This window comes from Streptomyces sp. NPDC048671 (genome assembly GCF_055587045.1).
Map to the genome: position 1 here is coordinate 114,711 of NZ_JBVJHB010000020.1, position 13,907 is coordinate 128,617.

The following is a 13,907-nucleotide window of genomic DNA, read 5'->3' on the forward strand; positions in this document are numbered from 1 at the left end:
AATTCCCCCGTACCGCAAGGAGATCCCCGTGGCAGTCGTCGCGGAACCCACCCGCCGGGGCCGTCGCAGCGGGCCGCAGGCGCGCCGCGAGGCCCGGATCGGCCTGCTCTTCGTCCTCCCGTGTTTCCTGCTCTTCCTCGCCTTCCGGTTCGGTCCGGGCGTCGCCGGTGTGCTGATGAGCTTCACCGACTACTCCCTCACCGGCGGCGGGAGCTTCGTCGGGCTCGACAACTTCACCCGCCTGTGGGCCGATCCGCTGTTCTGGCAGGCGCTGAAGGTCACGGTCCTCTACACCGTGATCGCCGTGCCGGGCACGCTCGCCGCGTCGGTGTGCCTGGCCCTGATCACCCGCCGCGCGTTCCGCGGCGCCAAGTTCTTCCGTTCGGTGTTCTTCCTGCCGGTCGTCACCTCACTGGTGCTGGCCGCCACCGTCTTCGTCTGGATCTTCTCGACCGGCGGCCCGTGGTCCACCCTGATGGGCTGGTTCGGGATGTCCGAGGGCTCCTGGCTCTCCGACGACGTGCTGGTGCTGCCCGCGCTCGCGCTCGTCGGCGTCTGGTCCCGCTTCGGATACGGGATGCTCATCCTGCTCGCCCGGATGCAGGACATCCCGCGCGAGCTGGAGGAGGCCGCCCTCACCGACGGGGCCGGCCCCTGGCAGCGGTTCCGCCACATCGTGCTGCCGCAGCTCAAGCCCGCCCTGTTCTTCCTCGCCGTGATCGAGACGACCGCCTCGTTCCAGGTGTTCGACGCCGTCTACACCATGACGGGCGGCGGGCCCGCAAACGCCAGCTACACGCTCGTCTTCCAGCTCTACGACGCGGGCTTCAAGTACTTCGACCTGGGTTACGCCTCCGCCATCGGTGTCGCGCTCTTCGTGCTGACCGTGGTCGTCGCGGTGATCCAGCGGCTCGTGATCGGGAAGGACCAGTGACCATGACAGCGGCACCCGAAGAGATGAAGGCCCCGCCCGCCCGCAAGGCCTCCGCACCCCCGGACCGGGCCGAGCGCCGGGCGGTACGCAGGCTGCGCAAGCTCTCCGAGCAGGACACCGTCCCGTACGGCATGCGCCCCACCCGGGCCGGCCGGATCGCCCGCGGCGCGCTGCTGACGCTCGCCGCGCTGGTGACGGTCTTCCCGTTCTACGCGATGGTCGTGCTCTCGCTGAAGCCGTCCGCCGCGGTCGACTTCCCCGGCAGTCTGCTGCCCTGGCCGCTGACCGGCGAGGCGTACGACACCGTCATGGGCTCCCAGGACGTGCCGCGCTGGCTGTTCAACACGCTGATGTACTCGGTCGTCTCGGTCGTCGGTGTGCTGCTGCTCGCCTCGCTCGCCGGGTACGCGTTCGCCAAGAAGCGCTTCCCGGGCCGGGAGGCGATGTTCTGGTCGTTCCTGTCGATGGTGATGGTCCCGTACCACGTGACGATGATCCCGACGTTCGCGATGATCGCGAAGCTCGGCGGCGTCGACACGTACTGGGGACTGATCGTGCCGACCCTGGCCAACGCCCAGGCGGTTTTCCTCATGCGGCAGTTCATCCAGGGACTGCCGGACGAACTCTTCGAGGCGGCCCGGCTCGACGGGTGCAGCGAGTGGCAGATCTTCTACCGGATCGTGCTGCCGCTGCTGAAACCGATCCTCGCCACGCTCGGGGTCTTCGTCTTCCTCTGGCACTGGAACGACTTCCTGTGGCCACTGGTGATCGGCCAGTCCACCGACATGCGCACCCTCACCGTCGGAATCGCCTCGCTCCAGCAGCAGAACGTGCCGCTGAACGTGGTGCTCTCCGGCTCCGTCATCGCGTTCGTGCCCATCTTCGCCGCGTACATGGTGGGACAGCGCTACTTCACCGAGGGCGTCACCGCGTCCGGAATCAAGGGATAGCCAGGTATATGTTCACCGATGAGGCCGCACTCGAAGAGCGGCTCGCCACCCCCTCCCCCGCGCTCGTCGCCGACCTCGGCCGCCTCGAAGGCGATCTGCTGGTCCTCGGGGCGGGCGGCAAGATGGGCCCCAGCCTGTGCCGGCTGGCCCGCCGCGCGCTGGACGCCGCCGGCCGCACGGACGTGACCGTGTACGCGGTCTCCCGCTGGTCCGACAAGGCCGCCGCCGACGAGCTGGAGGCCGCGGGGGTCCGCACGGTCGCCTTCGACCTGATGGACCCGGCCGCCGATCTGGCCCGGCTTCCCGATGCCGGGAACGTCGTCTTCATGGTCGGCGCCAAATTCGGTTCCGCCGGGTCGCCCTCGCTCGCCTGGGCGGTGAACGCCGCGATGCCGGACCGGGTGGCCCGCCGCTGGTCGGGATCGCGCATCACCGCGTTCTCCACCGGCAACGTGTACCCGCTGGTGCCGGTCTCCTCGGGCGGCTGCACCGAGACCGACCCGGTCGGCCCGGTCGGCGAGTACGCCATGTCGTGCCTGGGCCGGGAGCGGATCTTCGACCACGCGGCGCTGACCCTCGGCACCAGGATCGCCAACATCCGCCTCAACTACGCCGTGGACCTGCGCTACGGCGTCCTCGCCGACATCGCGTACCGCGTACAGGCGGGCGAGCCCGTCGATGTGACGACCGGTCACGCCAACGTGGTGTGGCAGGGGTACGCCAACGAGGTCGCGCTGCGCTCGCTGCTGCACGCCACCGGCGGCGAGGCCTTCACCCTCAACCTCACCGGCCCGGAGACCGCTTCGGTGCGCCGCATCGCCCAGTGGTTCGGCGAGGAGTTCGACCGCGAGCCGGTCCTCGCCGGTACCGAGGCGCCCACCGCGCTGCTCTCCGACGCGAGCCGCTGCCACGCCCTCTTCGGTTACCCGGACGTCGCACTGCGCACCCTCGTCGAATGGCAGGCCGACTGGCTGCGGCGCGGGCTGCCGCTGTCCGGCAAGCCCACCAAGTTCCAGGTACGCGACGGAAGGTTCTGATCCACTCCATGTCCACTCCCTCCCGCCCGGCCGCTCCCTCCCTGCCGTCCACGTCCTCTCTCCCGTCCACCCCCGCTCTGGAGCTGCTCGCCCAGGGCGCGGCGATACCCGCGCACCCCCTCGCGCTGCACGCGGACGGCACGTTCGACGAGCGCCGGCAGCGCGCGCTCACCCGCTACTACCTGGCGTCCGGCGCGGGCGGCGCCGCCGTCGCCGTCCACACCACGCAGTTCGAGATCCGCGAGCCCGGGGTCGGGCTGTTCCGGCCGGTCCTGGAGCTCGCGGCCGAGACGATCGACGCCGAGGCCGGCCGCCCGTTCGTCAAGGTCGCCGGTGCCTGCGGCTACACCGCGCAGGCCGTCGCCGAGGCCACCACCGCCGCCGAGCTCGGCTACGACGCGGTGCTGCTCAGCCCGGCCGTGCCCGGTGCGGACGAGAAGGGACTGCTGGAGCGGGCGCGGGCGGTCGGGGAAGTCCTTCCGGTCATCGGCTTCTACCTCCAGGAGGCCGTCGGCGGACGGTACTTGTCGCCCGGCTTCTGGTCCGCGTTCACCGACCTGCCGAACACGGCCGCCGTGAAGATCGCCCCGTTCGACCGCTACCGCACCGCCGATGTCGTACGGGCCGTGGCCGCCGCGGACCGGGCCGGCGAGGTGGCGCTGTACACCGGCAACGACGACGACATCATCGGCGACCTGCTCACCCCGTACACAACGGCGGACGGCCCGCGGCGCTGGTTCGCGGGCGGACTGCTCGGCCAGTGGGCGGTGTGGACGACCTCCGCTGCGACCCTGCTCGACGACATCCGCCGGGCCCGCGCCGGGGACCATGAGGCGATGGTGCGCTGCCTGGCCCGCCGCACCGAGCTGACCGACGCCAACAGCGCGGTCTTCGACGTACGGGGCGCGTTCCGCGGCTGCATCGCCGGAGTGCACGAAGTGCTGCGCCGCCAGGGCCTGTTGGCGAACATCCGCTGCCTGGACCCGGCCGAGACGCTCTCCCCCGGACAGGCCGAGGAGATCACCCGGGTGGCCGCGGCCTACCCTTGGCTGACCGATGACGCCTTCGTTGCGGAGCACCTCGATGCCTGGCTCTCCTGAATCCGCCGACCGCTCCTCCCGGGTGGTCGTCGCCGTACCGCCGCACCTGCGCGCCCAGTTCTTCACCGCCGAGGTGTGGCAGGAGCTGGAGCGGGCCGCGCGGCTGACGGTCATCGACGACCACAGCGACCGGGCGGCGGTCGCGGCCGCGCTGCCCGGCGCGCGTGCGCTGATCACCTCGTGGCGGGCGCCCAAGGTGGACGCCGAACTCCTGGACCGCGCGGACCGGCTGGAGCTGGTGGCGCACACCGGCTCGGCGGTCGCCCCCTATGTCACCGAGGAGGTGTTCCGGCGGGGCATCCTCGTCACCCAGGCCGGTGACGAGATGGCCCGCCCGGTCGCCGAGGTGGCCCTCGCCTTCACCCTCTCGCTGCTCCACCGCATCCAGCGCTTCGACCACGCCCTGCGGGGCGGGCAGGACTGGGCGGCGGCGAGCGAGGCACCGCCGCGCCACGAGATCCACGGCAGCGACATCGGGGTGATCGGCGCCTCCCGCACCGGGCGGGCCTACATCCGGATGGTGCGGGCGATGGGGGCGCGGGTGCGCGTCACCGACCCGTTCCTGTCCGATGCCGACGCCGAGGCGCTCGGCGTGGAGTCCGTACCGCTGGAGACGCTGCTGTGCGGCAGCCGGATCGTGGCCGTGCACGCGCCGGTCACCGAGGAGACCCACCGGATGATCGGCGCCGAGCAGCTGGCGCTGATGCCGGACGGCGCGGGCCTGGTGAACACCGCCCGGTCGTGGCTGGTCGACGAGGACGCGCTCCTGGCCGAACTGGCCACCGGCCGGCTGGACGCCGCGATCGACGTCTTCGACGCCGAACCGCTGCCCGCCGGCCACCCCTTCCGCTCCCTGCCGAACGTACTGCTCACCCCGCACCAGGCGGCCGGCAGCGTCGAGTGCCGGCAGCGGCTCGGCACCAGCGCCGTCAACGAGGTGCTGCGGCTGCTCGCCGGGCGCCCCCCGGTCCATGCCGTCACCGCCGACGCCCTCGTCAGGCTGCGCTGACCGTCCCCGTACCCGTAACGCCCCCGTACCCGTTCCCGTACCCGTCAGGAGATCCACCCGTCATGCGACTGATGCGCATAGGCGAGCCGGGCCATGAGCGCCCGGTCGCCGTCTGCCCCGAGGGCCGTCACTACGACCTGTCGGGCATCACCGACGACATCGACGGCGCGTTCCTCGCCGCGCTGGCCGACAATCCGCACCTGATCCCCGCCGAGCCGAAGCTCCCGGAGACCGACATCACCGGGGAGCGGATCGGCGCCCCGGTGGCCCGGCCGTCCGCGCTCCTGTGCATCGGCCAGAACTACGCGGCCCACGCGGCGGAGTCCGGCGCCGAGCCGCCCGAGCAGCCGATCCTCTTCTACAAGTCCCCGAACACGGTCGTCGGCCCGTACGACGACGTGCTCATCCCGCGCGGCTCGAAGAAGACCGACTGGGAGGTGGAGCTGGCCGTCGTCATCGGCCGCCGCGCCTCCTACCTGGACTCCCCCGCCGACGCCGCCGCCCATATCGCGGGCTACGCGGTGAGCAACGACGTCTCCGAGCGCGCCTTCCAGCTGGAGGAGTCGGGCGGCCAGTGGTCCAAGGGCAAGAGCTGCGCCACGTTCAACCCGCTGGGCCCGGTCCTGGTGACGGCCGACGAGGCCGGTGACCCGCAGCGGCTGCGGCTGACCAGCCATGTCAACGGGGAGCCCCGGCAGGACTCCTCCACCGCGGACATGATCTTCGGCGTGGCGCATCTGGTGCACCATCTGTCGCAGTACCTGGTGCTGGAGCCCGGCGACATCATCAACACCGGTACGCCGCAGGGCGTGGCCCTGTCCGGCCGCTTCCCCTACCTGGGCCCGGACGACGTGATGGAGGTCGAGATCTCCGGCCTGGGCCGGCAGCGCAGCGTCTGCCGGCCCGCGTAACCGCCCTCAGTCCTCCGGGAGTTCGACCGGGGCGATCTCGTCGAAGACGTCTCCGGGGCCGGGGTTGGCCGCATCGGTCGCACCGCCGAACTGGGTCATCACGCCCCAGACGGCGTTCAGCGCGGTCTGTACGGCCCCCTCGGCCCAGCCGGCCGTCCAGGAGATGTCGTCGCCCGCCAGGAACAGGCCCCGCTTGTCGGCGGGCAGCCGGTCCTGCATGAAATGGGTGAACAGCCGCCGCTGGTAGCGGTAGTGGCCGGGCAGGTTGGCCTTGAACGCGCCCATGAAACAGGGCTCGTTCTCCCAGGAGACCGTCACCGGATTGCCGATGATGTGCTTCCTGATGTCGACGCCCGGATAGATCTCACCGAGCGACTTCAGCATCACGTCCATGCGCTCGGTCGCCGAGAGCGGCAGCCACTTCAGGCTGTCGTCGCACCAGGTGTACGAGAGGCAGATGCTGGCCGGCTTGTCCGGGCCGTCGTCCAGGAGGTACGTGCCGCGCGTCATCCGGTCGGTGAGCGTCATCGACATGGTGTCGCGGCCGGTCACCTCGTCCTTGTCCAGCCAGAACGGCCGGTCGACGGGGACGAACAGCTTGGAGGACTCCATGTAGTGGGTGCGCTCCATCGCCGTCCAGTGGTCGATCGGGAAGAGCGCGTCATCGCAGGCGATCTTGGAGAGCAGCAGCCAGGACTGCCCGGTGAAGACGGCCGCCCGGAAGGTGCGGATGTCGCCGGAGGCGTCGGTGACGGTGATCCGGTTCCCGGCGGTGCGGTTCAGCCGGGTCACGGCGGGACGCGGCTCCCCGTCGTGCAGCGAGGCCAGCGAGGTGCCGAGCGGCCAGTGGATGATCTTCTGCGGTTCGCGTTCCCAGAGGCGCAGCGGAAGCTGCTGGCTGCCGCCGACGATGGAGCGGTGGTGGTCGTCCGCCTCGGTGTAGACGACGCGCAGGATCTCCAGGATGGAGTTGGGGAAGTCGGTGTCCCAGCCTCCCGTGCCGAAGCCGACCTGCCCGAAGACCTCGCGGTGGCGGAAGGACTTGAAGGCCTCCGAGTCGCAGAGGAAGCCGTAGAAGGTCTGGTTGTCGAGCTTCTCGACGAGCCGGGCCCAGATCTCCCGGATCCGCGGCACATCGCGCTCGCGCATCGCCCGGTTCATGTCGGAGAAGTCGGCGCCCTCCTCCAGGCAGCTGTTCCAGGCGTCCATCACATCCCGGTAGATCTGCGGGAGGTCGTCGATGGTCCGGGCGTAGTGCGACTCGCCCTTCAGGTCGACGACGGTCGAAGGGGTGACCGGGGAGAGCGGGTTGGGGAACGGCTTCGTCTCCAGTGCGACCAGGTCGATGTAGTGCTGGAGCGCGGTCGAGGACGGCGGGAAGCGCATCGCGCCCATCTCCGCGGTGAGCGGCTGCCCGTCCACCGTGCAGCCGTCGAACTCGACGGTACGCAGCCGTCCGCCGATCCGGTCGGCCTCGTACAGGACGGGCCTGAGCCCCATCTTCATCAGCTCGTAGGCGGTGATGATCCCGGAGAGCCCGCCGCCGATGACCGCGACCTCGCTGCCGTGCTCGGTCGCCGGTATCTGTCCGAGCCCGGCGGGATGCGCGAGGAAGTCGTCGTACGCGTAGGGGAAGTCCGGCCCGAACATGGTGATCGGCTGGGCTGCCTCGGTGTGCTGGACGGCGGTGGGCACCGTGGACGTCATGGGGTACGGACTCCTTGCGGGAAAAGTGAGTGGGCGCAGCGGCGGGCAGCCTCTCAGTCGAGGGAGCCGTACAGACCGGGGCGGCGGTCGCGCAGATACGGGTTGGCGGCGCGGGACGCGGTCAGCAGGGCCGGGTCGACGTCTCCGAGGACGAGTTCCTCGCCGCGTCCGGCGCGGGTGCGGACCGTGCCGTCGGGGCCGGCCAGGCAGCTCAGTCCGATGAACTCGAACTCGCCTTCCGGGCCGGTCCGGTTGGCGTAGGCGACGTACAGCTGGCTCTCGAAGGCACGGACCGGGACGACGGACTCGGCGACGAACGGGAAGGGGTGCATCAACGCCGTGGGTACCAGCAGCAGGTCGGTGCCGGCGAGGGCGTGCGCCCGTACGTTCTCCGGGAACTCGACGTCGTAGCAGATCAGGAACCCGATGCGGACGCCGTCCAGCTCGGCCTGGACGACCGGCTGGTCGCCGGGGGTGAACCACTGCTCCTCGAAGCCGCCGAAGAGATGGGTCTTGCGGTAGTTCGCGAGCGGGGTGCCGTCGGGCCCGATGAGCCGGGCGGCGTTGTACAGGGTGTCGCCGTCCCGCTCCGGGTAGCCGTAGTGAACGGCGATCCCGTGCCGTGCGGCGATCGCGGCGACGGCTCGCGCGGCGGGCCCGTCGGCGGCCTCGGCCAGCCGGGGCACGTCGTTCCCGATCGCGTACCCGGTCAGGAACATCTCGGGACAGACGAGCAGCCGGGCCCCGCCGGCCGCGGCGTCCCGTGCGGCGTCTTCGAGGACCTCGATGTTCCGGGCCACCGAGCCCGGATGTCCGGAGCTCTGGAGCAGGGCGGTGCGCAACGGCGGCATGGCAGACCTCGGGCGGTGCGGGCGGGGCGGGGACATATTGACGGTACGGTCCGCGATCGCCCCCGGACAAGGCGCGTCCGTTGCGCATGGACCGTTGATCCGTTGCGTCCGAGCGGCCGTGCGCGACGATTCGTTGCGCGACGCGGCAAAACGCGGCCCGTCGGGCGTTTGGGGACAAACCCGCTGCCCCAGGATCCGGCTACCCCGGCGACCCCGACGAGTACCGCCGCAACAGCGGCGAGAGCACCAGCACGGACTTCGTCCGCTCCACGTACGGCTCGCCCGCGATCCGCTCCAGCACCTGCTCGAAGTGGCGCATGTCCGCCGCGAACACCTGGACGATCGCGTCGGCGTCCCCGGTCACCGTGGACGCCGACGCGACCTCCGGATACCGGGCGAGACCGTGCTTGATCGACTCCGGCGAGGTGTTGCGGCTGCAGTAGATCTCGATGAACCCCTCGGTCTCCCAGCCGAGCGCCGCCGGATCCACCCGTACGGTGAATCCCGTGATCGCGCCCTCGGCGCGCAGCCGGTCCACCCGGCGTTTCACCGCGGGCGCGGACAGCCCGATGATCGAGCCGATGTCGGCGTAGGAGCGACGGGCATCGTCGGCGAGGGCGTGGACGATGCGTTCGTCGAGGTCGTTCAGTCGCACGTCGTACGGATCACTTCTCTGCGATGGCGATGGCCGGGTGGGGGCCATGGCGACGGCCGGTTCGGGGGCGGCGGTGCCGCCCCCGAAGTAGACCATGGGCCCGCCCGGCAGGGCGCGCTCACCGCAGGTGGAGCGGGGTCAGAACGGGAACTGCGAGCGCCCGTGCTGTACGGAGATCCACTTCTGGGTGGTGAAGGCGTCGAGCATCGAGTCGCCGTTCAGCCGCCCGAGCCCGGAGCTCTTCTCGCCGCCGAAGGGAACGATCGGCTCGTCGTGGACCGTGCCGTCGTTGATGTGGATCATGCCGGTGCGGATCCGCTGCCCGACCCGGACACCGCGCTCGACGTTGCCGGTGTGCACCGCGCCGCTCAGCCCGTACGGGGTGTCGTTGGCGATCCGGACGGCCTCGTCCTCACCGTCGAACGGCACGAGGAGCGCGACCGGGCCGAAGATCTCCTGGGACAGCACCGGCGAGTCGGCCGCCAGGCCGGTCAGCACGGAGGGGCTGACGAGATTGCCGTCGGCCCGCCCGTGCAGCAGCGCGGTCGCACCGGCCTCCACGGTCTGGTCGACGAGCGCGGAGATCGCCTCGGCCTGGGTGGAGTTGATCAGCGGACCGATCTGGGTCGCCGGGTCGGCCGGGTCACCGACGCGCAGCGAGGCGACCTTGGCCACGAACTTCTCGGTGAACTCCTGCTCCACCGAACGGTCGACCAGAATCCGGTTGGCGGCCATGCAGACCTGCCCCTGGTGCACGTAACGGCTGAAGACCGCCGCGTCGACCGCGTAGTCGACATCGGCGTCATCGAGCACGATGAGCGCGCTGTTGCCGCCGAGTTCGAGCACGGAACGCTTGAGGTTCGTCGCGCACACGGTCGCCACGTGCCGCCCGACCTTGTCCGAGCCGGTGAAGGAGATGACCTGCGGAATGGGGTGTTCCAGCAGCGCGTCACCGATCTCCGCGATGTCGGTGATCACCACGTTCAGGAGTCCGGCCGGCAGCCCGGCGTCCTCGAACACCTTCGCCACCAGGGTGCCGCCGCAGATCGGCGTGTTCTGGTGGGGCTTGAGCACCACGGCGTTGCCGAGCGCCAGCGCGGGGGCGACCGACTTCAGCGACAGTAGGAAGGGGAAGTTGAACGGGCTGATGACACCCACCACGCCGACGGGCACGCGGTACACCCGGTTCTCCTTGCCCTCGGTCGGGGAGGGCAGGATCTGCCCGGTCGACCGCAGCGCGAGGTGGATCGACTCGCGCAGGAACTCCTTGGCCAGATGCAGTTCGAAGGCGGCCTTCAGACGCGTGCCACCGAGCTCCGCGACGATCGCGTCACCGATCTCGGCCTCGCGGTCCTCGACGATCCGCAGCGCCTTCTCCAGCACGGCACGCCGGGCGTACGCGTTGGTGTCGCCCCACGCCTGCTGAGCCGCCTCGGCCGCCCGGTAGGCCTGGTCCACCTCGTCGGCCGTGGCGACCGTGATCGAGGCGAGCTTCTCCCCGTCGAAGGGGTTGAAGTCGATGATGTCCCAGGACCCCTTGCCCGGCCTCCACTCGCCGTCGATGTACTGATGGGCCAGGTCAGTGAAGAAGGACATGAGATCCCTTATCGCAGAGAGGCGGGAAGCTGATTGGGATTCATATTACTTAATCTTCAAGTGAGTTGGAAAGCGTGAAAGCGTTCACAGGCACCCGGTTCCGGACAACTGAAACGGCCCGCGCAAGCCTCCGGGAACGTCCGCGAGTTCCCTGAAAACGCTCGTGCCCCTTCCGGCGCGAGCGGCCGGAAGGGGCACGGATGGTGCGATGGCGGTGGTGCGGGATCAGTTCCAGCTGGCGTGCAGCGGCTTGCCCTCGGCGTAACCGGCGGCGCTCTGCACACCGACGACCGCCTTCTCGGCGAACTCCGCGAGGGAGGCCGCACCGGCGTAGGTGCAGGAGGAGCGGACGCCCGCGATGATCGAGTCGACCAGGTCCTCGACGCCCGGACGTGACGGGTCCAGGAACATCCGCGAGGTGGAGATGCCCTCCTCGAAGAGCGCCTTGCGGGCCCGGTCGTACGCCGACTCGTCGGAGGTCCGGTTCTTCACAGCGCGTGCGGACGCCATGCCGAAGGACTCCTTGTAGAAGCGGCCGTCGGCGGACTGCTGGAGGTCGCCGGGCGACTCGTACGTCCCGGCGAACCAGGAGCCGATCATCACGTTGGACGCGCCCGCGGCGAGCGCCATGGCGACATCGCGCGGGTGGCGGACGCCGCCGTCCGCCCAGACGTGCTTGCCGTACTTCTTCGCCTCCGCGGCACACTCCAGGACCGCGGAGAACTGCGGCCGGCCCACACCGGTCATCATCCGGGTGGTGCACATGGCGCCGGGTCCGACACCGACCTTGATGATGTCGGCGCCGGCCTCGATGAGGTCGCGCACGCCCTCGGCTGCGACGATGTTCCCCGCGACGATCGGCACCCGGGGGTCCAGCGCCCGGACCGCGCGGACCGCGCTGATCATGGACTCCTGGTGACCGTGCGCGGTGTCGACGACCAGGGTGTCGGCGCCGGCGTCGAGGAGCTGCTTGGCCTTGCCGGCCACGTCACCGTTGATCCCGACGGCGGCGGCGATCCGCAGCTTGCCGCCCGCGTCGGTGGCGGGGGTGTAGAGCGTCGCGCGCAGTGCCGCCTTCCGGGTGAGTATGCCGACGAGCCGGCCCTCGGCGTCGACCGCCGGGGCGAGCTTGCGGTTGGCACCGTCGAGCTTGTTGAACGCGTCACGCGGGTCGATGTCCGCGTCGAGCAGCACCAGGTCCTTGGACATGACCTCGGAGAGCTGGGTGAAGCGGTCGACGCCGGTCAGGTCGTGGTCGGTGACGACACCGACGGGCCGGCGCTCGCTGTCGACGACGACGCCGGCGCCGTGGGCGCGCTTGGGCAGCAGGGACAGCGCGTCGGCGACCGTCTGGCCGGGGGCCAGCACGATGGGCGTGTCGAGCACGAGGTGGCGCGTCTTGACCCAGGTGATGACCTCGGTGACGACCTCGATCGGGATGTCCTGCGGAATGACGACGAGACCACCGCGACGGGCGATCGTTTCGGCCATCCGGCGGCCCGCGATAGCCGTCATATTCGCGACAACGAGCGGGATGGTGGTGCCGCTGCCGTCGGGCGAGGACAGGTCGACCCCTTGGCGGGATCCGACCGCCGACCGGCCCGGGACCATGAAGACGTCGTCGTACGTGAGGTCGTACGGGACCGCGGGGGACTCTGTGTATCGACCGGTGCCGGGCTCAAGAAAACGCATAACACTCATATTTTCATACGAAATGGCGCAGGTCGTTTCCACGATGACACAACAAATGACTCCCGCGCTCGTATGTTCCTCCGAGGAACAGGACCGGGAGTCCCTGGCAAGTGGAACCTGCCTTACCCACAGACCCTACCCGGACGGCTTCCCGATCATTCGGGATCATCATCCCTGGACCTGGTGACAAGGGGTCAGGTAGCTTCAAAGCCGCAGGTCCCGAGGGTCAGACACATGCCCCGGAGGAACAGGCGGAATGGTCACAACTTCCGTCATACGCACGACCGGAGAGGATCACGACCCGCCCGTGGAGAGCGAACTGCCGGACATTTACTGCCCGTTCCCCCAGCGCACGAATCCGCACGTCGGGCACGTACGGGAACACCTCGACACCTGGATCCGCAACACCGGTCTTGTGCACCGGGATTCAGCCAGGGAGCGCTTCGAGCACGCGGACTTCGGAGCCTTCGTGGGCATGGTGTACCCGACCGCCGACAGTGAGAATCTGGACCTTGTCGCCGACTGGTTCGTCTGGCTGTTTCTCGTCGACGACCAGCTGGACGACGGCCACCTCGGCCGCAGCCCGGACCGGGTGCGGAGCGTGGTCGCCCTGATGCATTCCGTGGTCGACGGCGGGGGCGCACCGGCGGACGAGAAGCTGCCGGCCGCTGTCGTCGCCCTCGCCGATCTGTGGGAACGCACGGTGCCGGCCGCCGCACCGCAGTGGCGGCGGCGCTTCACGTATCACCTGATGACGTACCTCACGACCGCCACCACCTGGGAGGCCGGGAACCGGGCCGACGGCGTGGTCCCGCCCGAGGCGACGTACATCGAGAAGCGCCGGCACACCGGTGCGATACATGTCTGCATGGACCTGATAGAGATCGTGGCCGGCATCGAGGCGCCCGAGTCGATCCACAACGATCCCCGGTTCATCACCGCGCTGGAGGCCTCGTGCAACGTCGTGTGCTGGGCCAATGACGTGTACTCCTACGAGAAGGAGCAGGTCCTCGGCGAGATCCACAATCTCGTCCATCTGGTCCGGCACCACCGCGGGTACGGCAAGCAGCAGTCGCTCGAACACGTCTGCGCGGAGATCGCCGCCGAGACCGAGCGCTTCCTCACCGCGGAGGCCGAGCTGCTCACCGCGTATCCGCAGCTCGACTGGATGCTGAAGCCGTATCTGGACGGGATGCGGAGCTGGATGCGCGGCAATCTCGACTGGTCCCGGCAGACGCCCCGGTACAACCCGGCCGACGTCAGCCAGTACAAGGAGCCGGAGCAGTATCTGGAGGCGACGGTCCTGGGCGTCCGGCAGGACTGACCCTGGCTCGCGGCGTCAAGGACGCGGGGGGGGGGGGGGGGGGGGGGGCGCCCCCCCCCCCCCCCCCCCCCCCCCCCCCCCCCCCCCCCCGGGGCGGGGCCGGGCGGGGGGGGGGGGGGGGGGCGGGGGCGGGGCCGCGCC

Annotated in this window: 12 protein-coding genes; 7 read left to right on the top strand and 5 right to left on the bottom strand. The window is 70.2% G+C overall.

All coding sequences use genetic code 11. The annotated features are described in order from the left end of the window. The first annotated feature begins 28 nt into the window (after positions 1-28). The 6 genes from ACZ6S6_RS33020 to ACZ6S6_RS33045 all read left to right on the top strand — a co-directional run bounded on the left by ACZ6S6_RS33020 (position 29) and on the right by ACZ6S6_RS33045 (position 5,941). Positions 29-934 (top strand): carbohydrate ABC transporter permease, encoded by a 906-nt coding sequence (locus tag ACZ6S6_RS33020; protein ID WP_362967315.1) that lies wholly within the window; start codon positions 29-31, stop codon positions 932-934. 2 nt (positions 935-936) lie between these two features. Then, on the top strand, positions 937-1,884 hold the full coding sequence (locus ACZ6S6_RS33025; RefSeq protein WP_469708565.1) for a carbohydrate ABC transporter permease: 948 nt from the start codon (positions 937-939) through the stop codon (positions 1,882-1,884). 8 nt (positions 1,885-1,892) lie between these two features. Beyond that, complete coding sequence (locus tag ACZ6S6_RS33030; RefSeq protein WP_469708567.1) at positions 1,893-2,921, top strand: NAD-dependent epimerase/dehydratase family protein; 1,029 nt, start codon at positions 1,893-1,895, stop codon at positions 2,919-2,921. An 8-nt stretch (positions 2,922-2,929) separates the two neighbouring features. Beyond that, entirely contained in the window at positions 2,930-4,021 is a 1,092-nt protein-coding gene (locus tag ACZ6S6_RS33035) for a dihydrodipicolinate synthase family protein (protein WP_362967319.1), read from the top strand. After that, positions 4,005-5,030, top strand: a complete 1,026-nt coding sequence (locus tag ACZ6S6_RS33040; RefSeq protein WP_362967321.1) for a hydroxyacid dehydrogenase — start codon at positions 4,005-4,007, stop codon at positions 5,028-5,030. Before ACZ6S6_RS33035 ends, ACZ6S6_RS33040 begins: the two co-directional genes overlap by 17 nt. Before the next feature lie 62 nt (positions 5,031-5,092). Further along, on the top strand, positions 5,093-5,941 hold the full coding sequence (locus ACZ6S6_RS33045; protein ID WP_362967323.1) for a fumarylacetoacetate hydrolase family protein: 849 nt from the start codon (positions 5,093-5,095) through the stop codon (positions 5,939-5,941). Positions 5,942-5,947: 6 nt separating this feature from the next. On the opposite strand, the gene ACZ6S6_RS33050 is transcribed toward ACZ6S6_RS33045, so the two are convergent. The 5 genes from ACZ6S6_RS33050 to ACZ6S6_RS33070 form a co-directional block, all read right to left on the bottom strand. Continuing rightward, complete coding sequence (locus tag ACZ6S6_RS33050) at positions 5,948-7,648, bottom strand: flavin monoamine oxidase family protein (protein ID WP_469708570.1); 1,701 nt, start codon at positions 7,646-7,648, stop codon at positions 5,948-5,950. Positions 7,649-7,701: 53 nt separating this feature from the next. Further along, positions 7,702-8,499, bottom strand: a complete 798-nt coding sequence (locus tag ACZ6S6_RS33055; protein WP_362967327.1) for a carbon-nitrogen hydrolase family protein — start codon at positions 8,497-8,499, stop codon at positions 7,702-7,704. A gap of 199 nt (positions 8,500-8,698) precedes the next feature. After that, positions 8,699-9,154, bottom strand: a complete 456-nt coding sequence (locus ACZ6S6_RS33060) for an Lrp/AsnC family transcriptional regulator (protein WP_362967329.1) — start codon at positions 9,152-9,154, stop codon at positions 8,699-8,701. 138 nt (positions 9,155-9,292) lie between these two features. Beyond that, positions 9,293-10,750, bottom strand: a complete 1,458-nt coding sequence (locus ACZ6S6_RS33065; protein WP_362967331.1) for an aldehyde dehydrogenase family protein — start codon at positions 10,748-10,750, stop codon at positions 9,293-9,295. A 225-nt stretch (positions 10,751-10,975) separates the two neighbouring features. Next, on the bottom strand, positions 10,976-12,442 hold the full coding sequence (locus ACZ6S6_RS33070) for a GuaB1 family IMP dehydrogenase-related protein (RefSeq protein ID WP_362967333.1): 1,467 nt from the start codon (positions 12,440-12,442) through the stop codon (positions 10,976-10,978). A gap of 307 nt (positions 12,443-12,749) precedes the next feature. Here ACZ6S6_RS33070 and ACZ6S6_RS33075 point away from each other — a divergent pair, with 307 nt between their 5' ends. Beyond that, a complete protein-coding gene (locus ACZ6S6_RS33075) occupies positions 12,750-13,766 on the top strand; it encodes a terpene synthase family protein (RefSeq protein WP_469708579.1) in 1,017 nt (338 codons plus the stop codon). The last annotated feature ends 141 nt before the right edge of the window (positions 13,767-13,907 follow it).